The sequence below is a fragment of the Microbacterium schleiferi genome, from assembly GCF_038150145.1.
Classification (GTDB): Bacteria; Actinomycetota; Actinomycetes; order Actinomycetales; family Microbacteriaceae; genus Microbacterium; species Microbacterium schleiferi_B.
In genome coordinates this window covers 59,299-77,195 of record NZ_JBBWSA010000004.1, presented here as the reverse complement: position 1 = coordinate 77,195, position 17,897 = coordinate 59,299, and the positions used below count along the sequence as shown (strand labels likewise).

The window sequence follows — 17,897 nt, the reverse complement described above, 5'->3', positions numbered from 1 at the left end:
GCCTCGGATCTCGGGAGTACATCATGCCGGTCATCGATAGTGCCATCTATGTCGACGGGGTGCGGGTCGAGAGCCCGACGTCGCTTGAGGAGGCGTACCGGCTGCGCCAAGAGCTCCACGGGTTCGCGTGGATCGGTCTGTACCGACCCACCGCTGAGGAGTGGGACTCGGTTTCGCGGGAGTTCGACCTTCACCCGCTCGCGGTCGAGGATGGCTCGACGGGTCACCAACGCGCGAAGGTGGAGCGCTACGACCGCACCCTGTTCGTCGTGTTGCGCCCGGCGCGCTACGACGACGCTCGAGAACGGGTGGAGTTCGGCGAGGTCCACCTCTTCGTAGGACACGGCTTTGTGATCAGTATCCGTCTCGCGGAGTCTCCCGATCTTGCCGCGGTGCGACAGCGGCTCGAGAGCACACCCGAGCTGTTGCGGCTCGGTTCCGAGGCAGTTCTCTACGCGGTGCTCGACCGGGTGGTAGACGACTATGAGCCAGTCATCGGGGGCATCGAGAACGACATCGACGAGATCGAAGATCAGCTCTTCGGCGACGCCAACGACGAGTTCCTCTCGCGGCGGATTTACGAGCTCTACGGTGAGGCCGCTGCGTTCGGGCGGGCGGTTCACCCGCTGATCGGAATGATCGAGCGCCTTCGACGCGGGTACGAGAAGTTCGACGTCGATCTGGAACTGCGCCGCCATATGCGGGACGTCCTCGATAACGTCACCCGCGTGAGCGAGCGCGTCCAGTCATCCCAGGCTCTACTCGACAAGGCACTGACGGTGCACTCCGCTCTGGTGGCGCGCCATCACACCGAAGTGTCGATGCGTCAGGACGAGCAGGTCAAGAAGATCTCAGGCTGGGCGGCGATCATCTTCGCGCCGAGCCTCATCGCCGGAATCTACGGGATGAACTTCGATGACATGCCCGAGCTTCATTGGCCGTGGGGTTACCCCATGGCGATCGGGATGATGCTCGCGTTCGCGGGCGGGCTGTACGCGATCTTCCGCTCGCGCAAGTGGCTCTAGCGCCCAGCCTGTGGGCACGATCGGGTCCGCGGCCCGTCAGACCGTGCCGTACAGGCGGTCGCCGGCGTCGCCGAGGCCCGGCACGATGTAGCCGCGCTCGTTGAGGCGCTCGTCGATGGCGCCGAGCACCAGGGTCACATCGCGCCCGGCGACCTGCTTCTCGATCGCGGCCACCCCCTCCGGCGCGCCGAGCAGGCAGATCGCCGTGACGTCCTGTGCACCGCGGTCGAAGAGGAAATCGATTGCCATGCCGAGCGAGCCGCCGGTTGCCAGCATCGGATCGAGCACGAAGCACTGCCGGTCGCTGAGGTCCGCGGGCAGGCGCTCGGCGTACGTCGTGGGCTCGAGGGTCTCTTCGTTGCGCACCATGCCGAGGAAGCCGACCTCGGCGGTGGGGAGGAGCTTCACCATCCCGTCGAGCATTCCGAGGCCCGCGCGCAGGATCGGAACGACGATCGGGCGCGGCTCGCTGATCTTCACGCCGGTTGTTTCGGTCACGGGCGTGCGGATGGTGATCTCGGATACCCGGACGTTGCGGGTCGCCTCGTAGGCAAGAAGGGTCACGAGTTCTTCGGTCAGTTGCCGGAAGACCGGCGAGGGCGTGCGCTCGTCCCGTAGGACGGTGAGCTTGTGCGTGATGAGCGGGTGATCGGCGACGTGCAAGCGCATACGCCTCAGAGTAGTCCTAGGCTCGTGGCGTGACCCACGCCGACACTGACCTCTCGGCGATGGGTCGCGCGCTCGAGTTGGCGCGCGAAGCCGGAGGAGCCGGCGAGGTTCCGGTCGGCGCCGTCGTTCTCGATGAGACAGGGGCGGTCATCGGTGAGGGCCGCAACCGACGCGAGGCGACGACCGATCCGACAGCGCATGCCGAGGTAGTCGCGATGAGGGCGGCAGCCCAGACCCGGGCCTCGTGGAATCTGGAGGGGTGCACCCTGGTCGTGACGCTCGAGCCGTGTCTCATGTGCGCCGGAGCCCTGCTCCAGGCGCACGTTTCCCGGCTGGTCTTCGGCGCGTGGGACGACAAGGCGGGAGCTGCCGGATCGCTCTACGACGTCGTGCGGGATCGTCGGCTCCCGGTTCGCGCCGAAGTGATCGCGGGCGTGGAGGCGGATGCCGCGGCATCCGTGCTGCGCGACTTCTTCGCCGCCCGACGCGACGCCTGACCCAAGCGCCGCTAGCGGGGCAGGTGGGGAAGGATGGCGGTCCCGAGTTCCTCGAGCTGGTCGAGATCGGTCAGATCGACCTGCTGGAAGTAGATCCGGGTCGCTCCCAGCGCAGCCAGGCGCTCGACCTTCGGGATGATCTCGTCGGCACCGCCGAAGAACATCGCCTCACCCTCGTCGCCGGTGCGCTCCCGGCCGATTGCGGCCAGGCGCCGGCCGAGAGTGGCGTCGTCGCGGCCGACCACGGTGGGCAGCGCGACCGAGAGCTTGAGTGAACCCGGGTCCCGCCCGGCATCGACGCATGCCTGCCGCACGCGTTCGAAAGCGTCGGCGACCTTGTCCTCGGGTTGGAAACCGATGTTGAACTCTGTGGCGAACCGTGCCGCCAGCGCGGGGGTGCGTGTGAGCCCGCCGCCGCCGATGATGACGGGAACCTGCGGTTGCACGGGTTTGGGCAGCGCCGGTGACTGGGTCAGTCGGTAGACAGTGCCTTCGTGGTCGAAGGTCTGACCTTCGGGTGTTGCCCAGAGGCCGGTGATCACCTCGAGCTGCTCTTCGAACAGGTCGAATCGCCTCGCGGGGAACGGGATGCCGTAGGCCTCGTGCTCTTGCTCGAACCACCCCGTCCCGAGGCCGAGTTCGGCGCGGCCCCCCGACATCTCGTCGACCTGCGCCACCTGAATGGCGAGGATCCCGGGATGACGGAAGGTCACCGGCGAGACGAGTGTGCCCAGGCGCACCCGCTCGGTTTCCCGCGCGAGCCCGGCAAGGGTTGTCCAGGCATCCGTCGGGCCGGGGAGCGGGTCACCGGCACCCATGGCGAGGTAGTGGTCCGAGCGGAACCAGCCGTCGAACCCGAGGCGTTCCGTTGCCGGGGCGCTGGCCAGCTGCTGCGCGTACGAGAACCCCTGCTGTGGCTCGGTGAAGACGCAATACTCCATGGTTGCCTCTCTAGCTCCGGGCGTCGGTGCCCTCGGATGCCGAGTTCCCGGCCGCCCCGGCATCCGTGACCGGTTCCGTCGGGGCGTGGTAAACGTCGGGCTCGAGATAGATCACCCGGGCGATCGGAACGACCTCGCGGATCCGTGCCTCGATGGCGTCGATGTCGGCGGCTACCTCGCCCAGGGTCTTGTCCGAGGTGAAGCCGAGCTTGCCGGCGACCATCAGTTCGTCGGGTCCGAGATACAGCGTCTTCAGATGGATGACGCGCTCGATCTCGTCGCCGCTCTCGATCGCGGCCACGATGCGGTCTCGATCCGCGCGGGTTGCACCCTCGCCCACGAGCAGGCTCTTGGTCTCGATGCCGAGCGTGACGGCAACCAGGATCAGCAGCGTGCCGATGAGGAGGGTGCCGATCGCGTCGTAGACCGGGTCGCCCGTCAGCCACGACATCCCGACGCCGAAGAGGGCGAAGACGAGGCCGGTCAGGGCCGCGACATCCTCGAGCAGCACGACCGGCAGCTCTGGCGCTTTCGCGTGGCGGACGAACGCTACCCAGGACTGGTTCTTCGGACGCACGAGGTTGCTCTCGTGAATAGCCGTGCGCAGTGAGAACGACTCGAGCCCGATGGCGATGAGGAGGACGATGATGGGTACCCACACGTTCTCGAGTTCGTGCGGATGTGTGAGCTTGTCGATGCCCTCGTAGATCGAGAAGAGCCCACCGACCGAGAACAGGATGATCGAGACGACGAACGCATACACATAGCGCTCGCGGCCGTACCCGAACGGATGCTCCGCGTCGGCCGCACGCCGTGACTGGCGCCCGCCCAGCAGGAGCAGCAGCTGATTCCCGGAATCGGCGAGGGAGTGGATGGCCTCGGCGAGCATCGACGCGGATCCGGAGACGAACCACGCGACGAACTTCGACAGCGCGATCCCCATGTTTGCGAGGAACGCCGCAATGATGGCGCGATTACCGCCCGATGCACTCATGAGCGGGAGTCTAGGCCCGTCGTGTGTCGGGCTCGTGCCGCTCAGTCAGCCGAGCGCAGGATGATCGTCTCGGTCGCGGGGAGCGAGGTCGGCGGATGCCCGATGTAGCCGATGACTTGCAGCAGCGCGTGGCGGAACTCCACCGGGCTCTCGAGGTGCGGTGAGTGGCCAACACCCTCCAGGCTCAACTCTTCGACGTGACCGCCTGCCGCAGCGTAAGCCTCGAGCACGTCGCGGGTCTGCGAGACCATCTGCTGGGCGGGTGCGACATCCTCTCCGGGCCACCCGGGGATGATGCCGAGAGCGCCGAGGTGGTTGAGGTCATAGAACGACGCGTCAGACACGATCGCGTCAGCCGTGCCGTGCACCCAGAGGATCGGCGGCTTGGGTTCGATCTCGACGATTGACGAGGTGTTGAAGTACTTCGGCGCCATCGTGTTGAGAACGCCCACGGTCCCGGCAGCAAATCCGGGCCAGTTCTCGCTCGGCACGCCGTTGCCGGGGTAGTTGCCGGGTGCCGTGGATGTCGTGAGCATCGAGGCCACCCAGATGTCTTCGTTCTCGCTGCTGTAGCCGGGAGCCACGTAGCCGGAGCGGAAGACGCTGCGGGGCGAGGTCTGTGCCTCGTCGCTCGTGTCGCCGGCGTTCAGCCGCTCGACGAAGTCGGGGTTGCCGCCCCCGCCGCCGGTGCCGGCATCGTCGTCGGTCAGGCGGCTGCCGTCGCGGCGCGTGCCGCCGAAGCCGTACGGCGAGACCGGGGCCTGCAGCGTCAGGCTGAGGACTGGGTGATCGATCGCGTACTGCATGACGACGCCGCCGCCCATCGACCAGCCCACGAAGTGTGCGGTGGGGATGCCGAGAGATTCCATCGTCGCGAACACGTCGTCACTGAAGTCGCGCACTCCCCGGGTTGCGTCCACCGGCAGGTTCTCGGTTCCCCCGAAGCCGCGCAGATCGATCGCGATGACGCGAAGATCGGACGGCAGATCTTGCATGATCTCCTGCCAGAACAGCGCAGACGAAACGTTCCCGTGCACGAACACGACAGTGCGGTCGGCGGGTGTCGTCGGGTCATCCTCGGTGCGTTCCAGGATGTTCACGGTGAGCCGAGAAGTCTCGATCGTGCGGGAGACAATACCGTCGAAAAGGGTCATAGCGGATCCTTGGTTCTCGAGTGTTCTGGAGTGACCCAGGCCGGGGACGCGTGCGTTGCGCCGACTCCTCCGACGATAGCCCGCCCGCGCCGTGAGAAGGGAGACGCCGAGCGTGAAAATTGGCAGAACGTCCGCGCCTAGGATGACGCCATGGCATCCTCTGCACCGTCCTTCGTCGTGGCCGTCCTCGGAGCAGGTTCGATGGGGGGTGCGATCGCGCGCGGGGTCGCCGCATCCGGCACAGCCGATGTCATCGCGACCAACCGCTCGGGGCAGAAAGCCGCCCTCCTCGCGGGCCTCCCGGGTATCCGCAGCTACGCCCTCGAGGAGTACCCGGAGCGCAACCGGATCTCGGCTGCCGAAGCCGACGTGATTCTCGTCGGCGTCAAACCTGCGATGGTCCCCGAGCTGCTGTGCGAGATCGCCCCGTCGCTGCGTCCGGGGGCAATTGTGGTGAGCTTGGCCGCTGGCGTGACGACGGCGACATACGAGGCGTTGCTTCCCGAGAGCGTCGCCGTGCTGCGGTCTATGCCGAACACACCTGCCCTGGTCAGCCGCGCCGTCACGGGACTTGCGGCAGGTTCACGCACGAGCGAGGCTGACCGCGCGAGAGTGCGAGGCCTGTTCGAAACCGTCGGGGTCGTCGTCGAGGTCGACGAGGAGCAGATCGATGCCCTGGGTACGATCTCGGGGTCGGGACCTGCCTACGTCTACCTCCTCATCGAAGAGCTGGCCCGGGCAGCCGAGGGCAAAGGCTTCTCACCCGAGCAGGCGCGGCTGCTCGTCGAGCAGACCTTCATCGGCGCGGGCGCGCTGCTGGAGGCATCCGGGGAGGACCCGAGAGAGTTGCGTCGGCAGGTAACCAGCCCGAAGGGCACCACCGAGCGGGCGATCGCGGTGCTTCAGGATGCCGATCTGGGCGCCCTCTTCGGACGTGCGACGGATGCCGCGCTCGCCCGCTCGCGCGAACTCGCCGCCGGCGCCTGAGCGGACGTCCCGCACGAGGGGTCGCGACACGCCACGGGGCACCGGCGTATGCTTCTCGTTCGTGACTTCCCGCGCGGCGTTGACGTCGTCGACGCGACGAGGCTGGTGGCGACCCCATCCTGCCCAGGTGATCGTGTTCGGCTTCGCCGGCGCTGTTCTCGCGGGTACCGTGCTGCTTCTTCTCCCGATCTCAGCGGCGGACGACCGCAGCACCAGCGTCGTGGACGCGCTGTTCACGGCGACATCGGCCGTGTGTGTCACGGGCCTCACGGTTCTGGACACAGCGACGCACTGGAGTGGGTTCGGGCTCGTCGTCATCATGCTGCTGATCCAGCTGGGTGGCCTCGGAATCATGATCTTCGCGTCGCTCGTCGGTCTGCTGATCGCCCGACGGTTCAGCGTGCGGGCCCGCATGACTGCCGCAACCGAGGCGGGGGCACTGTCTACCCGCGATGTGAAGGGTCTCGTCCGTGGCATCGTGCTGATGTCGCTGGCGATCGAGGCTGTCGTCTTCGTCTTCCTCTTTCCGCGGTTCTTCTTCCACTACGGCTACGGCGCCGGCGAGGCAGCGTGGCACGCACTGTTCCACTCGGTGTCGTCGTTCAACAACGCGGGATTCGCGCTCTACAGCGACAACCTCATTCCCTTCGCCGCCGACCCCTTCATCGTGCTGCCCATCTGTGGTGCGGTCATCCTCGGCGGCATCGGATTCCCCGTCTTGCTCCAACTGCGCAAGGAGTTTCGCAAGCCGCTGCACTGGAGCATGAACACCCGCATCATGCTGTGGGGCACTGCCGTTCTGCTGGTCGCCGGAACGGTGTACATCACTGTTCTCGAATGGTCCAACGAGGGCACATTCGGCAGCTACCCGCCCGCCGATCGGGTGCTGATGGGTTTCTTCCACTCGGTTCAAACACGCACCGCCGGTTTCAACTCCGTCGATATCGGTCAGATGCACGACGAGACCTGGCTCGGCATGGACGTTCTGATGTTCATCGGGGGAGGACCCGCCGGCACGGCGGGTGGAATCAAGGTCACGACCTTCGCGGTGCTGTTCTTCATCATGTGGACGGAGCTGCGTGGTGAGGCAGCGGTCAACGTCTTCGGCAAGCGACTGTCTCGCGCGGTGCACCGGCAGGCGATCACCGTCGTTCTCGTCGCGCTCGGCGCCGTGATGGTCGCCACCATCACGCTCATGATCATGACCGGGCGCGGTCTCGACGAGATTCTCTTCGAGGTGATCTCCGCGTTCGCTACCGTCGGCTTGAGTACCGGCATCACTGCTGATCTGCCAGCGGGCGGCGATATCGTCCTCGTTGTTCTGATGTTCCTCGGCCGCCTCGGTCCGCTCACCCTCGGATCGGCTCTCGCACTGCGCGAGCGCCGCATCCTGTATGAACTTCCCAAGGAAAGGCCCGCCATTGGTTAGGTTCGCCCTCTTCGCCGACTCCTCCCGGCGCATCGCCGAGGCAGATTCCGTTGCCGTGATCGGGCTCGGGCGCTTCGGCAGCGCCTTAGCTCTGGAGCTGATGGCGGCGGGCACGGAGGTCCTGGGCATTGACACCGACGAAGACCTCGTCCAGTCACACAACGGTGAACTCACGCAGGTCGTGCGCGCCGATGCCACGAAAGAAGAGGTGCTGCGTCAGCTCGCCGTCGATGAGTTCGACCGTGTCGTCATTGCGATCGGCCAAGACCTCAAGGCCTCGATCCTCACGGCATCCCTGCTCATCCAATTGAAAGTGCCGGTGATCTGGGCCAAGGCCGTCGATGACCAGCACGGCCGAATCCTCGAGCAACTCGGCGTGCATCGCGTGATCTACCCCGAGAAGGACATGGGTCGCCGAGTCGCTCACCTCGTTCGAGGCGCGGCCAAGGACTATCTCGAGATCGAGCCGGGATACTCGCTTGCCAAGATCACGACTCCCGACCTGATCGTCGGGACGCCCCTGGGTCAAACCACGCTTCGTCGCAAGCACGGCGTCACGGTGACCGCCTTCAAGCACGCCGAAGAGACGTGGATGAACGCCGACAACGAGACCGTCCTCGCTCACGGCGACAGCATCCTGATCGTCGGCCCCACGGATCGGGTCGAGGCCTTCGCCCAGCTTCGCTGACCTCGCCTGTGTGGGAGCGGACGCGGATGCGCAGGTCTAGCGGTCGAGGGCGGCGAAGCGCTCGATGTCGCTGTTGGTGCCTGACACGATGATGAGGTCGTGGTTGGTCACCACCGTGTTCGCCTCCGCGTAGCGGAAGGGCTTCCCCGGGCTCTTGACGCCCACGACAGTGACGTTGTACTTCGAGCGAACGCCCGATTCGTTGAGTCCCACGCCGCGGATGAACTTCGGCGGGTACATCTTGGCGAGCACGAAATCGTCGTCGAAACGGATGAAGTCCAGCATCCGCCCGCTCACGAGGTGTGCGACGCGCTCGCCGGCTTCGCGCTCAGGATAGATGACGTGGTTCGCGCCGACGCGGGCGAGGATCTTCCCGTGCGACTGCGACACCGCCTTCGCCCAGATCTGCGGCACCTTCAGGTCCACGAGGTTGGCGGTGATGAGCACTGACGCCTCGATCGAGGACCCGACGGCAACGACGGCTACCTGGAACTCCTGGGCACCGATCTGCTTGAGGGCATCGATGTTGCGGGCGTCTGCCTGCACCGTGTGCGTGACACGCTCCGACCACTTCTGGACGAGCTCGAGGCTCTCATCGATCGCGAGGACTTCGCGCTCGAGGCGGTCGAGTTCACCGGCGCAGGCGGCGCCGAATCGTCCGAGTCCGATGACGAGGACGGGGGAGTCGCTTCGGATGCGCTCAACCAACGATGGGCCTTTCCACGGGCAGCGAATACAGCTGCGAACGGGATGTCGCGGCCACGGCCGCGGCGAGTGTCACTGTACCAACGCGTCCCATGACGATCGTCACGGCGAGAACGTATTTCGCCGAGTCCGGCAGGGTCTCGGTCAACCCGGTCGACAGACCCACCGTCGCAAACCCCGAGATGACATCGAACAGCACCGAGGCGACATCCGCCTTCGTGATCTGCAGGATGATGACGGTCGACACGGCCACGATCGTCGATCCCCAGGCGAGCACCGACAGCGCCACGCGCAGGACATCGCTCGGGATGCGGCGGCGGAACACCTGCGTGGAGTTGCGGCCCTTCGCCTCGGACCAGACAGCGAGGGCGATGACGGCCAGCGTGGTCACTTTGATGCCGCCCGCCGTGGAGGCCGATCCGCCGCCGACGAACATGAGCATCATCGCGACGATCTGGCTCGATCCGTTCAGCTCCGACATATTGAGCACCGCGAACCCGCCCGATCGGGTCATCGCCGAGAGGAAGAACGACTGCATCGTCGTGTCGGCGGCATCCAGACTGCCGAGAGTCGCCGGGTTGTTGAACTCCAACCCCAGGAAGACGAGTCCGCCCACCACGAACAGGGTGGTCGTCGTGATCAGGGTGAGCTTGGTGTGGAGGGGCCACCGACGGATGTGCCAGAGCTCCCGCCGCAGCGCGAAGATGACGGGAAACCCGATCGACCCGAGGAAGACGCCGCCCATCAGGACGAGGAGGACCCAGTAGTTGTCGGCGAACGCCCCGACCCCTTCGACGTTGGGCGTGAAGCCGGTGTTCGTGAACGCCATCGCGGCGTAGAACGGTGCCTCCCAGAGGGCGACGTTCCATTCGATGCCCGAGGCCAGCATCCCGGGATAGAGCAGGACGGCGACGACGAACTCGATCACGAGGGTCGAGACGGCCACCACCCGCAGCAGCGCGCCGATATCGCCCAGCCGCACGGTTTGGCTCTCATTGACCGGCCCCCCGTGGCTGCGCAGGGGATTGGTGTCGCTCGCGGCGATGAGCTTTGCCCGCAGGCCCAGTCGCCGCGAGATCACAAGGCCGAGGATGGAGGCGAGCGTGAGGACGCCCATCGCGCCGATCTGCACGCCGATGAAGATCAGGACGTGCCCGAACGGTGACCAGTGGGTGGCCATGTTCACGGTTGCCAAGCCCGTCACACAGATCGTCGAGACCGCCGTGAACAACGCGTCAGCAAACGCCGTCACCTGACCGTTCGCCGAGGCTATCGGCAGGGAGAAGAGTCCCGTGAAGATCAGGATCAGACCGACGAACACGAAGATCGCGAACCGCGACGGTGAGTTCTGAGCGACGGTGCGGAACAGCTCGAAGAGGCGGTGCCCGAGGCTCCGCAGGGGATGCGGCGTTGCACGCACGCCTTCGGACATCCCCACCCTCCCTGGTGTCTCGCTCGGTGGCTCATACGGTAGCCCTGTCGGCCGGATCGCTCACTCATGCTACTGCCGGGCGCGCACGCGACTACCCTGAACACATGGCGGACATCTTCGACGTGATCGCAGACGGCACCCGGCGCGACATCCTGCGGCTCTTGCTCGACCGCGAGTCCGCGTCCAACTCGGGTACGAGTGTGTCCCAGATCGTGACTGAGCTCGGTGTCAGCCAACCCACGGTCTCCAAACACCTGAAGGTGCTGCGCGATGCCCACCTCGTGTCAGTTCGGGAGGAAGGGCAGCATCGCTACTACAGCCTGTCGCCAGAACCCCTCGACGAGGTCGACGATTGGCTCGTGCCGTTCCTCACGACCGAAGACGACCTTGAGTTCGAGCTGCCCGTGGCACTGTCTGACTCGGCGGTGCACGCAGCCGAGGCGGTGGGTCGGGCAGCGGCATCCGCCAAGTACGCCGTCACCAACGCCTGGCGGAAGCTCCCCGGCCGGTAACCACTCACGTCACACGAGTCACACCGGTTTACACGCGTCTCGCGCAGGCTCTAGAGTGTTCGCTACCGCCGGCGCGTCATTCCGGCGCGCTAGGCGTGGAAAGGGGAGGCCGTGGCAGAGCTGCCGGATGTGCGCTTCCTGACGGTCGCGGAGGTCGCTGACCTGATGCGGGTGTCGAAGATGACCGTCTACCGTCTGGTGCACAGCGGCGAGCTGCCGGCGGTGCGCTTCGGACGAAGCTATCGCGTGCCGGAGTCTGCGGTGACAGCAGCCCTTCAGCGGCCCATCGCCGACGTCGGCTAGACTGATCCGAGGCATTTTTCCATTCATGCCCGTTCCCGGGCGAGAACGCACGCCGCGTTCGACGCCCAGACCCCGACATTGTGAGGTTTTCCGTGGGTTCTGTCATCAAGAAGCGCCGCAAGCGCATGGCGAAGAAGAAGCACCGCAAGCTGCTTCGCAAGACTCGCCACCAGCGCCGCAACAAGAAGTAAGTTGCGGCCACCACACCAAGCGCCTGTCCGAGGGACGGGCGCTTCGTGTTTGTGCACACGGCGCTGACGGCATCCTGTCTGGCGCGCGGCCGCCGCTCGGAGGTAGGCAATCTCGCCGAGGTAGGCGGGTCTGGGCGGAATCCGTACTACCTTGCTGATTTCTCCTACCTCGGTGATTCGCGCCGGGCGTCCTCCGTGTCGCCATCCGCGTCATCTGAGGCATCACTCTGGACGGGAATCGCGTTGGTGTATTGAGCGGCGCGGGCTTCTCCCTGCGCGCTCCCCGAGAACAGCCCCTCCGCGGCGCCGGTGTTCGTGCTCTCCGCCTCGGTGGCTTCGGAGGGCTGGGTGACCATGATCCGTTGCACGGGCAGGGCCTCGGGATTAGTGCGCCGCACCCAGGCGACCATCTCTTCGCGCACCAGACACCGTAGGTCGAACAGTGTCCCCGCGTTCGCGGCGGTGACCAGGATGCGTACCCGCACCATTCCGCCGGTGGCTTCGGTCACCTGGAGCACTGCCGTGCGTCCGTCCCACAACTCGGTCTCGTCGACCACACGCTGCAGGTGCTCGCGCATGCGCGCGGTGGAGATGCGCCAATCCACGTCGAGCTCCACGGCTCCCAGCAGTTCGCTCCCCTTGCGCGTCCAGTTCTCGAACGGCGTCGTGGTGAAGTACGTGCACGGCAACACCAGGCGGCGGTCATCCCAGAGGTCGAGGACGACATAGCTGAGGGTGATCTCGCCGACGCGACCCCACTGGCCGTCCGCGACGACGACATCATCCACACGCAGGGCTTCGCTGAAGACCAGCTGGATACCGGCGAACATGTTGGCGAGCACGGACTGTGCAGCAAGTCCCGCGACGATCGAGGCGATACCGGCCGATGCCAGAACGCTGGCGCCGAAAGCCTGAATCGATGGGAAGGTGAGCAGAGCCGCACCGATGGCGAGGATGACGATGATGACCACGGCGACGCGGCGGAGAATCAGCACCTGGGTACGGATGCGTCGAGCGATGCGATTGTCGGGCACGTCGATCCGATAGTGACCGAGTGCCATCTCGGTGGCAAAGCGCACGAGCTCGATCAGCAGCCACGCTGCCGCCGCGATTGAGGCAATCGCCGCAGCACGGTCGATGGCGGCATCCCACGCTGCATTCTCGGCAGCGTCGCCGCCCGCTAGCCCCAGCGGGAAGGAGCGGTCAATCGCGATCCACAGGGCAATGATCAGGATGATCGTGCGAAACGGCCGACGCGCGTAGCGCGCGAAGCTCTGACCCCACGCCCGTCGCCGGAGTCCGAACTTCACGATCCCCGAGACGATCACGGTCAGCACGAGTGCCGATACGACGGCGACGACCACGGCGATCGCAAATGTCAGCCAGGGTCCGAGGGTCGCTGTCGTTGCATCGACGACCTCTGTCGCGCTCTGCCAGTCGTGCTGGCGCAGGTTGAGCATCCGTTTCTCCCTCCGGGGCCTTCGTCCACGCTACGGGGCGCACCGGGGGCACCCGCAAACCGTGCGCCAGGAACACAGGAGGCTCGGAGGATCGCCGTCCCCGTACGATGGCACCGTGACGACAGTGACTCTCATCGGCCGGGACGGATGCCACCTGTGCGATGTCGCGCGGGGCGTGATCGACCACGTTCTCGCACATCTCCCCGACGAGCAGGCCGATGCGGTGACCGTCACGGAGCTTTCCATCGATGATGACCCGGCACTGTCGGAGCTGTGGTGGGAGAAGATCCCGGTCGTGCTCATCGACGGTGACTTTCACGCGCATTGGCGCCTCGACGCCGCGCGGTTGAGTTCGGCGTTGCAGAAAGCGGATGCCGCGCCCCGAGCCCAGGAGGTGTCGCGATGACGCTGCGTCATGTCGTGATGTGGACGATGGCGGCGGGCGACGCTGCCACGCGCGCCGAGCACGCTGCCGAGGTCGCGCGGCGGCTGAACGCCCTGGTCGGGGTCATTCCCGAGATCCGGGCGTTGTCGGCCGGCGCCAACAGCGAGTACCCGGATGTCAACGCCGACGTCGTGCTCATCATGGACGTCGACGACCTTGATGCCCTCGAGGCCTACCAGGTGCATCCAGCCCACGAAGACGTCGCCGCCTACATCCGCAGCGTCGTGGCATCCCGTCACGCCGTCGACTTCGTCATCTAGTCGCGGCGCGCCCGGCCTCAGGCGAGGCGCCGCCGCAGGGCGTCGAGTTCGGCATCCGTCAGTCCACCCGAGTGCAGGTAGCCGGCAGCGCCGTCGTCGTTCGCATCCACCCACTCCAGGGCGGCGACGATCGCTGCGGGCGGCGTCGCGGCGACAAGATCATCCAGTGCGGGTGTGCGGGGGAGTCCCATAGCTTGCAGCATGCCGAACATGCGCTCGGTCCAGGGGCCAGCGAGGTTTCGCTCCGAGGAGGCGTAGTCATCGACGATCGCGGCTCGTTCCACGCCGACGGCGTCAAGGATGAGCGCGATCGCGACGCCTGTGCGATCCTTGCCGGCCGTGCAGTGTACGAGCACGGCGCCGTCGGATTCGGCTACCGTGCGCGCCGTCTCGGCGAAGGCGCTCGCGCCGTGCTGCAGCATCGAGACATACAGATCGGGCAGTGAGGGGATATGGGCCAGGGCTGCCTCGATCGCGCGGGATACGGCCTCGGGATCACTCTGCTGCGATGCGGAGCGCAGCACCTCCTGAGCCAGCCCGGCCATCGCTCCCTCAAGCACGCCGAGCTGAACGACGCGTGGGGGTCTCGTCGCAGGAAGGATGTCGGGACCCATCTGCCGTTCCATGTCGGTGCGGAAGTCGATGACAACCTCGATGTCGCTCGCGGCGAGTTGCTCCAGACCCCGGGGGGTCAGACCGCTGAGGGCGTCCGACCGGTACAACACCCCGGCCCGCGTTCGACCACCCGACCCCACCGGCAGGCCGCCGATGTCACGAAAGTTGTGTGTCCCCTCCGGGCGCACGGGTGAGAGATCGGATGCCGGAGCTGCGGTCATCCTCCCAGCGTAGGCGTGACCGGCACCCGGCTCAGGGCGCGAGGCGCGTGGGTCCACGGAAGAGGAAGGTCACCTCGCGGATGGACGATTCGCCCAGCAGCAGCATGAGCAGGCGCGCCAGGCCCATCCCGAAGCCACCGTGCGGCGGGACGCCGTAGCGGAAGAAGTCGAGGTAGTGCTCGAGCCCCGCGACATCCAGGCCCTTCTCGGTGGCCTGCGCCTCGAGGACCTCGACGCGGTGCTCACGCTGCGCGCCCGTGGTGATCTCGGTGCCGCGGTAGAGCAGGTCGTAGCTCTTGGTCATGCCGGTTTCGGGGTCGCGCATGTGGTAGAACGGCCGGATTTCCGGGTGGTAGTCGGTGACGAACACGAAGTCGTGGTCGTACGTCTCTTTCACGTACGCCGACAGCTGGCGCTCGCCCTCGGGGTCGAGGTCGCCGTCGGCGCGGGGGATCTCGTAGCCGCGGGATGCGACGATCGACCGGGCCTCGGCAAGCGGAATGCGCGGGAAGGGCAGCGTCGGCACCGTGACCTCGAGTCCAAAGAGCTCCTCGATCTCGGCGCCGTGCTTTTCCTTGACGGCAGCGATCGCGGTCTGCAGCAGCTCTTCCTGCATCCGTGCGACGTCTTCGTGCGAGTCGATCCAGCTGATCTCGGCGTCGATCGAGGTGAACTCGGTGGCGTGGCGGCTCGTGAAGCTCGGGTCGGCGCGGAAGGCGTCAGCGATCTCGAACACCTTGCCAAAGCCCGCGGCCTGCGCCATCTGCTTGAAGTGCTGGGGGCTCTGGGCAAGGTAGGCGGTCTGGTCGCCGAAGTATTCGAGCTGGAACAGCTCAGCCCGCGACTCGGCGGGGCTCGACATGAGCTTGGGGGAGTGGATCTCGATGTAGTCGCGCTCGATCCAGTAGCTGCGCATCGCGTGTTCGAGGGTGGTCTGTACGCGGAAGATCAGGTTGTTGCGGGCCTGACGCAGATCGATGAAGCGCCAGTCCATGCGCTTGTCGAGTCCGCTGTCGGCGGCGATGGGTGTCTCGGGGTCGGATGCCGCGGCGATCTCGAGAGTGTGGATCTTGATCTCGACACCTCCGAGCTTGACGCGTTCGTCGTGCTTGAGTTCCCCGGTGACGGTGAGGAAGGTGCCGGTCGAGAGGGCTGAGATCGTCTCGGTGAGAGCGAGCGCCGCGGCAGCCGCATCGTCGGCGTCCTCCGGCAATTCCCGAGTAGCGGGGTTCACCAACTGAACGGCGCCGGTCTCATCGCGCAGGATGACGAACTGCACCTTCTTCTGATCGCGCACCGTCTCGACCCATCCGGAAACGGAGACGGTGCCCGCGGGCAGTTGCTTGAGCTGGTTGACCAGGACGCGTTCACTCACGAGCGCCCAGTCTACGGGCCGGTGCGCTGCAAACCCCCTGCGCCCTAGGATGGGCCCGTGAGCGACCCGAAAGAGCCCGTCTTCCGCATGGATCCGAGCACGTTTCGCGTGCAGGAGCCGGCGCAGGCCAAGCGCGCCGAGCGGGCCGAGCACGCCGATGTGCCCAGCGCGACGGATGCCGCAGCCGAGGCCGCCGCGGGCGATTCCGCCGAATCTGCGGCGACGGTCGCCCCCCGCCCCCGCAAGCCCCGCCGACCCCTGCGGTGGGCCGATCTCATCGTCTCGATCGTGCTGCTTCTTCTGTTGGCTGCAGCCGCGGTGACGGCATCCGTTTTCGGAGCCTTTCTGACCTTTGCGTCGGACTCGTGCTCGCCCACCGGGTGCAACTTCAGCGTCATGACGATCGGCATCTGGGTCGCCGTGCTCTCGCCGTGGGTCGTCTTCCTCGTCGCCCTCGCCGGCTCGATCGTCCTGATCGTGCTGCGTCGGATCTCGTTCTGGATCCCGATCACCGCCTTCGTTCTGATGGTCGCGCTGTGGCTGATCGGAGCCGTGCTGGTCTGGGCGGGAACCTGACCTGATCTGCCACACACAGGCGGTGTCCAGCCGGCTGTAACCTGGCGGCCGTACCGTGGCGGGGTGCATACCGCGACAGCAGACGGCTCTTGGCTGACGCACCTCGTCGACTGGTCGGTCTCGCTCATGGAGATCATCGGGCCGGCGGGTGCGGGTCTCGCGATCGCGCTCGAGAACATCTTCCCGCCGCTTCCGAGCGAGGTCATCCTGCCGATGGCCGGCCTCTCGGCAAGCCGCGGCTCATTCTCGCTCGCGGAAGCGCTGATCTGGACGACCCTCGGTTCGGTCGTGGGCGCCTTCCTGCTCTACGGCATCGGCGCGTGGCTCGGTGTCGACCGGCTGCGCACCATTGCGGCGAAGGTTCCGCTGCTGCGTCCCGATGACATCGACCGCACCGTCGCGTGGTTCCATCGTCACGGCGGCAAGGCAGTCTTCTTCGGCCGCATGGTGCCGATCTTCCGCAGCCTGATCTCGATCCCCGCAGGGGTGACACGGATGCCGCTGTGGAAGTTCGGCCTGTTGACCTTCGCCGGTAGCGCCCTGTGGAACACGATCTTCGTTCTTGCCGGGTTCCTGCTTGGCGAGGCCTGGCCCGTGATCGAGCGGTACGCCGACATCCTGCAATACGTCGTGATCGCCGCGGTGGTCGTGGGAATCGCCTGGTTCCTGGTCGTACGGGTCCGCACGCTCCTTGCCGACAGGCGTGCCGGCGATCCGGAGCCGTCAACCGACTGAGCGGCGAGGGCTCTCAGCCCTCGCAAAGAGAACCCCCACGTAGACTGGGGGAGTGCCCGCTGACCGTGTCCATCTCGTGCGTCACGGGGAGGTCTTCAACCCGAATCGGGTCCTGTACGGACGACTCCCCGGGTACGCGCTGAGCGAGGACGGACGCCAGATGGCCGAGCAGGCTGCTGCCTGGATCGGTGGGCTTGAGCGCCCGCTGTCAGCCCTCATCGTCTCACCGCTTCAGCGGGCCCAGGAATCAGCGCAGCCCTTCATCGACCGGTTCGGCCTGCGCGCGACGACGGACGAACGCGTCATCGAGCCGACCAACGTCTTCGAGGGAAAGCGCATGAAGCGTGCCCTCATGAACCCCCTGAACTGGCGCTACCTCGCTCGTCCCGCGGTGCCTAGCTGGGGCGAGCCGTACGCCCAGGTCGTCGCCCGGATGGACGCCGCTATGACGGATGCCTGGGGTGAGGCAGACGACGGCGACGTGGTCGTGGTCTCCCATCAGCTCCCTATCTGGGTGACCCACCTTGCAGTTGCCGGGCTTCCGACGCAGCACGATCCGCGGCACCGCCGGTGCGCGCTGTCGAGCGTGACGAGTTTCGAGCGGTCAGCCGACGGGTGGGTCGAGGTCGACTATGTCGAGCCCGCAGCGACATCGGGCGCCATCGACGTCGGGGCGGTGTGAC

22 protein-coding genes are annotated in these 17,897 nt (G+C 66.4%); 13 read left to right on the top strand and 9 right to left on the bottom strand.

Translation table 11 applies throughout. The features are described 5' to 3' along the window. Positions 1-23: 23 nt before the first annotated feature. On the top strand, positions 24-1,025 hold the full coding sequence (locus AADH62_RS05500) for a magnesium and cobalt transport protein CorA (protein WP_341578634.1): 1,002 nt from the start codon (positions 24-26) through the stop codon (positions 1,023-1,025). Between the two features lie 36 nt (positions 1,026-1,061). Here AADH62_RS05500 and upp read toward each other — a convergent pair whose 3' ends face one another. Next, positions 1,062-1,694, bottom strand: coding sequence for a uracil phosphoribosyltransferase (gene upp / locus AADH62_RS05495; protein WP_341578633.1), 633 nt, complete (start codon positions 1,692-1,694; stop codon positions 1,062-1,064). A 59-nt stretch (positions 1,695-1,753) separates the two neighbouring features. On the opposite strand from upp, the gene AADH62_RS05490 reads away from it, so the two are divergent. Beyond that, positions 1,754-2,191: a nucleoside deaminase gene (locus AADH62_RS05490; RefSeq protein ID WP_341578750.1), complete on the top strand. Its 438-nt coding sequence runs from the start codon at positions 1,754-1,756 to the stop codon at positions 2,189-2,191. A gap of 11 nt (positions 2,192-2,202) precedes the next feature. On the opposite strand, the gene AADH62_RS05485 is transcribed toward AADH62_RS05490, so the two are convergent. From AADH62_RS05485 to AADH62_RS05475, 3 genes are read right to left on the bottom strand one after another with little or no spacing between them, the layout of a single operon-like run. Next, positions 2,203-3,132, bottom strand: a complete 930-nt coding sequence (locus tag AADH62_RS05485) for an LLM class F420-dependent oxidoreductase (protein ID WP_341578632.1) — start codon at positions 3,130-3,132, stop codon at positions 2,203-2,205. 10 nt (positions 3,133-3,142) lie between these two features. Next, positions 3,143-4,126, bottom strand: a complete 984-nt coding sequence (locus tag AADH62_RS05480; RefSeq protein ID WP_341578631.1) for a cation diffusion facilitator family transporter — start codon at positions 4,124-4,126, stop codon at positions 3,143-3,145. Between the two features lie 41 nt (positions 4,127-4,167). Beyond that, on the bottom strand, positions 4,168-5,280 hold the full coding sequence (locus AADH62_RS05475) for an alpha/beta hydrolase (RefSeq protein ID WP_341578630.1): 1,113 nt from the start codon (positions 5,278-5,280) through the stop codon (positions 4,168-4,170). Between the two features lie 150 nt (positions 5,281-5,430). On the opposite strand from AADH62_RS05475, the gene proC reads away from it, so the two are divergent. The 3 genes from proC to AADH62_RS05460 all read left to right on the top strand — a co-directional run bounded on the left by proC (position 5,431) and on the right by AADH62_RS05460 (position 8,384). Next, on the top strand, positions 5,431-6,267 hold the full coding sequence (proC, locus tag AADH62_RS05470) for a pyrroline-5-carboxylate reductase (protein WP_341578629.1): 837 nt from the start codon (positions 5,431-5,433) through the stop codon (positions 6,265-6,267). A gap of 61 nt (positions 6,268-6,328) precedes the next feature. Further along, complete coding sequence (locus tag AADH62_RS05465) at positions 6,329-7,696, top strand: TrkH family potassium uptake protein (protein ID WP_341578628.1); 1,368 nt, start codon at positions 6,329-6,331, stop codon at positions 7,694-7,696. Further along, positions 7,689-8,384 (top strand): potassium channel family protein, encoded by a 696-nt coding sequence (locus AADH62_RS05460; RefSeq protein WP_300591387.1) that lies wholly within the window; start codon positions 7,689-7,691, stop codon positions 8,382-8,384. Before AADH62_RS05465 ends, AADH62_RS05460 begins: the two co-directional genes overlap by 8 nt. Before the next feature lie 36 nt (positions 8,385-8,420). Here AADH62_RS05460 and AADH62_RS05455 read toward each other — a convergent pair whose 3' ends face one another. Both AADH62_RS05455 and AADH62_RS05450 read right to left on the bottom strand, forming a co-directional pair. Beyond that, positions 8,421-9,092: a potassium channel family protein gene (locus tag AADH62_RS05455; RefSeq protein WP_195692296.1), complete on the bottom strand. Its 672-nt coding sequence runs from the start codon at positions 9,090-9,092 to the stop codon at positions 8,421-8,423. Then, positions 9,085-10,521 (bottom strand): TrkH family potassium uptake protein, encoded by a 1,437-nt coding sequence (locus AADH62_RS05450; protein WP_341578627.1) that lies wholly within the window; start codon positions 10,519-10,521, stop codon positions 9,085-9,087. Before AADH62_RS05450 ends, AADH62_RS05455 begins: the two co-directional genes overlap by 8 nt. 104 nt (positions 10,522-10,625) lie before the next feature. Here AADH62_RS05450 and AADH62_RS05445 point away from each other — a divergent pair, with 104 nt between their 5' ends. From AADH62_RS05445 to AADH62_RS05435, 3 genes are all read left to right on the top strand, one after another. Continuing rightward, a complete protein-coding gene (locus tag AADH62_RS05445; RefSeq protein WP_341578626.1) occupies positions 10,626-11,033 on the top strand; it encodes a metalloregulator ArsR/SmtB family transcription factor in 408 nt (135 codons plus the stop codon). A 111-nt stretch (positions 11,034-11,144) separates the two neighbouring features. Beyond that, positions 11,145-11,336, top strand: coding sequence for a helix-turn-helix domain-containing protein (locus AADH62_RS05440; protein WP_195692293.1), 192 nt, complete (start codon positions 11,145-11,147; stop codon positions 11,334-11,336). A gap of 92 nt (positions 11,337-11,428) precedes the next feature. Beyond that, positions 11,429-11,527 (top strand): 30S ribosomal protein bS22, encoded by a 99-nt coding sequence (locus AADH62_RS05435; RefSeq protein ID WP_003792170.1) that lies wholly within the window; start codon positions 11,429-11,431, stop codon positions 11,525-11,527. A gap of 164 nt (positions 11,528-11,691) precedes the next feature. Here AADH62_RS05435 and AADH62_RS05430 read toward each other — a convergent pair whose 3' ends face one another. Next, positions 11,692-12,987, bottom strand: a complete 1,296-nt coding sequence (locus AADH62_RS05430) for a mechanosensitive ion channel family protein (RefSeq protein ID WP_341578625.1) — start codon at positions 12,985-12,987, stop codon at positions 11,692-11,694. Between the two features lie 115 nt (positions 12,988-13,102). Between AADH62_RS05430 and AADH62_RS05425 the strand changes: the two genes are divergently transcribed. Both AADH62_RS05425 and AADH62_RS05420 read left to right on the top strand, forming a co-directional pair. Beyond that, positions 13,103-13,393, top strand: coding sequence for a glutaredoxin family protein (locus AADH62_RS05425; protein ID WP_341578624.1), 291 nt, complete (start codon positions 13,103-13,105; stop codon positions 13,391-13,393). Continuing rightward, positions 13,390-13,692, top strand: coding sequence for a Dabb family protein (locus AADH62_RS05420; protein ID WP_341578623.1), 303 nt, complete (start codon positions 13,390-13,392; stop codon positions 13,690-13,692). The genes AADH62_RS05425 and AADH62_RS05420 overlap by 4 nt, the downstream gene beginning before the upstream one ends. A gap of 17 nt (positions 13,693-13,709) precedes the next feature. Here AADH62_RS05420 and AADH62_RS05415 read toward each other — a convergent pair whose 3' ends face one another. Then, positions 13,710-14,528, bottom strand: a complete 819-nt coding sequence (locus AADH62_RS05415) for a tyrosine-protein phosphatase (protein WP_341578622.1) — start codon at positions 14,526-14,528, stop codon at positions 13,710-13,712. Positions 14,529-14,559: 31 nt separating this feature from the next. Next, positions 14,560-15,903, bottom strand: coding sequence for an aspartate--tRNA(Asn) ligase (gene aspS / locus AADH62_RS05410; RefSeq protein WP_341578621.1), 1,344 nt, complete (start codon positions 15,901-15,903; stop codon positions 14,560-14,562). 57 nt (positions 15,904-15,960) lie between these two features. Between aspS and AADH62_RS05405 the strand changes: the two genes are divergently transcribed. The 3 genes from AADH62_RS05405 to AADH62_RS05395 all read left to right on the top strand — a co-directional run bounded on the left by AADH62_RS05405 (position 15,961) and on the right by AADH62_RS05395 (position 17,896). After that, positions 15,961-16,479, top strand: coding sequence for a DUF6264 family protein (locus AADH62_RS05405; protein WP_341578620.1), 519 nt, complete (start codon positions 15,961-15,963; stop codon positions 16,477-16,479). A 126-nt stretch (positions 16,480-16,605) separates the two neighbouring features. Continuing rightward, the gene (locus tag AADH62_RS05400; protein ID WP_341578749.1) at positions 16,606-17,214 is read left to right on the top strand and encodes a DedA family protein; all 609 of its coding nucleotides are present in this window, start codon (positions 16,606-16,608) and stop codon (positions 17,212-17,214) included. Positions 17,215-17,266: 52 nt separating this feature from the next. After that, positions 17,267-17,896: a histidine phosphatase family protein gene (locus tag AADH62_RS05395; RefSeq protein WP_341578619.1), complete on the top strand. Its 630-nt coding sequence runs from the start codon at positions 17,267-17,269 to the stop codon at positions 17,894-17,896. Position 17,897: the final 1 nt, after the last annotated feature.

Excerpts from the sequence above, each read along its gene's own strand:
- AADH62_RS05500 (WP_341578634.1), top strand. The coding sequence starts at position 24 with ATGCCGGTCATCGATAGTGCCATCTATGTCGACGGGGTGCGGGTCGAG.
- upp (WP_341578633.1), bottom strand. The coding sequence starts at position 1,694 with ATGCGCTTGCACGTCGCCGATCACCCGCTCATCACGCACAAGCTCACC.
- AADH62_RS05490 (WP_341578750.1), top strand. The coding sequence starts at position 1,754 with ATGGGTCGCGCGCTCGAGTTGGCGCGCGAAGCCGGAGGAGCCGGCGAG.
- AADH62_RS05485 (WP_341578632.1), bottom strand. The coding sequence starts at position 3,132 with ATGGAGTATTGCGTCTTCACCGAGCCACAGCAGGGGTTCTCGTACGCG.
- AADH62_RS05480 (WP_341578631.1), bottom strand. The coding sequence starts at position 4,126 with ATGAGTGCATCGGGCGGTAATCGCGCCATCATTGCGGCGTTCCTCGCA.
- AADH62_RS05475 (WP_341578630.1), bottom strand. The coding sequence starts at position 5,280 with ATGACCCTTTTCGACGGTATTGTCTCCCGCACGATCGAGACTTCTCGG.
- proC (WP_341578629.1), top strand. The coding sequence starts at position 5,431 with ATGGCATCCTCTGCACCGTCCTTCGTCGTGGCCGTCCTCGGAGCAGGT.
- AADH62_RS05450 (WP_341578627.1), bottom strand. The coding sequence starts at position 10,521 with ATGTCCGAAGGCGTGCGTGCAACGCCGCATCCCCTGCGGAGCCTCGGG.
- AADH62_RS05445 (WP_341578626.1), top strand. The coding sequence starts at position 10,626 with ATGGCGGACATCTTCGACGTGATCGCAGACGGCACCCGGCGCGACATC.
- AADH62_RS05430 (WP_341578625.1), bottom strand. The coding sequence starts at position 12,987 with ATGCTCAACCTGCGCCAGCACGACTGGCAGAGCGCGACAGAGGTCGTC.
- AADH62_RS05420 (WP_341578623.1), top strand. The coding sequence starts at position 13,390 with ATGACGCTGCGTCATGTCGTGATGTGGACGATGGCGGCGGGCGACGCT.
- AADH62_RS05415 (WP_341578622.1), bottom strand. The coding sequence starts at position 14,528 with ATGACCGCAGCTCCGGCATCCGATCTCTCACCCGTGCGCCCGGAGGGG.
- AADH62_RS05400 (WP_341578749.1), top strand. The coding sequence starts at position 16,606 with ATGGAGATCATCGGGCCGGCGGGTGCGGGTCTCGCGATCGCGCTCGAG.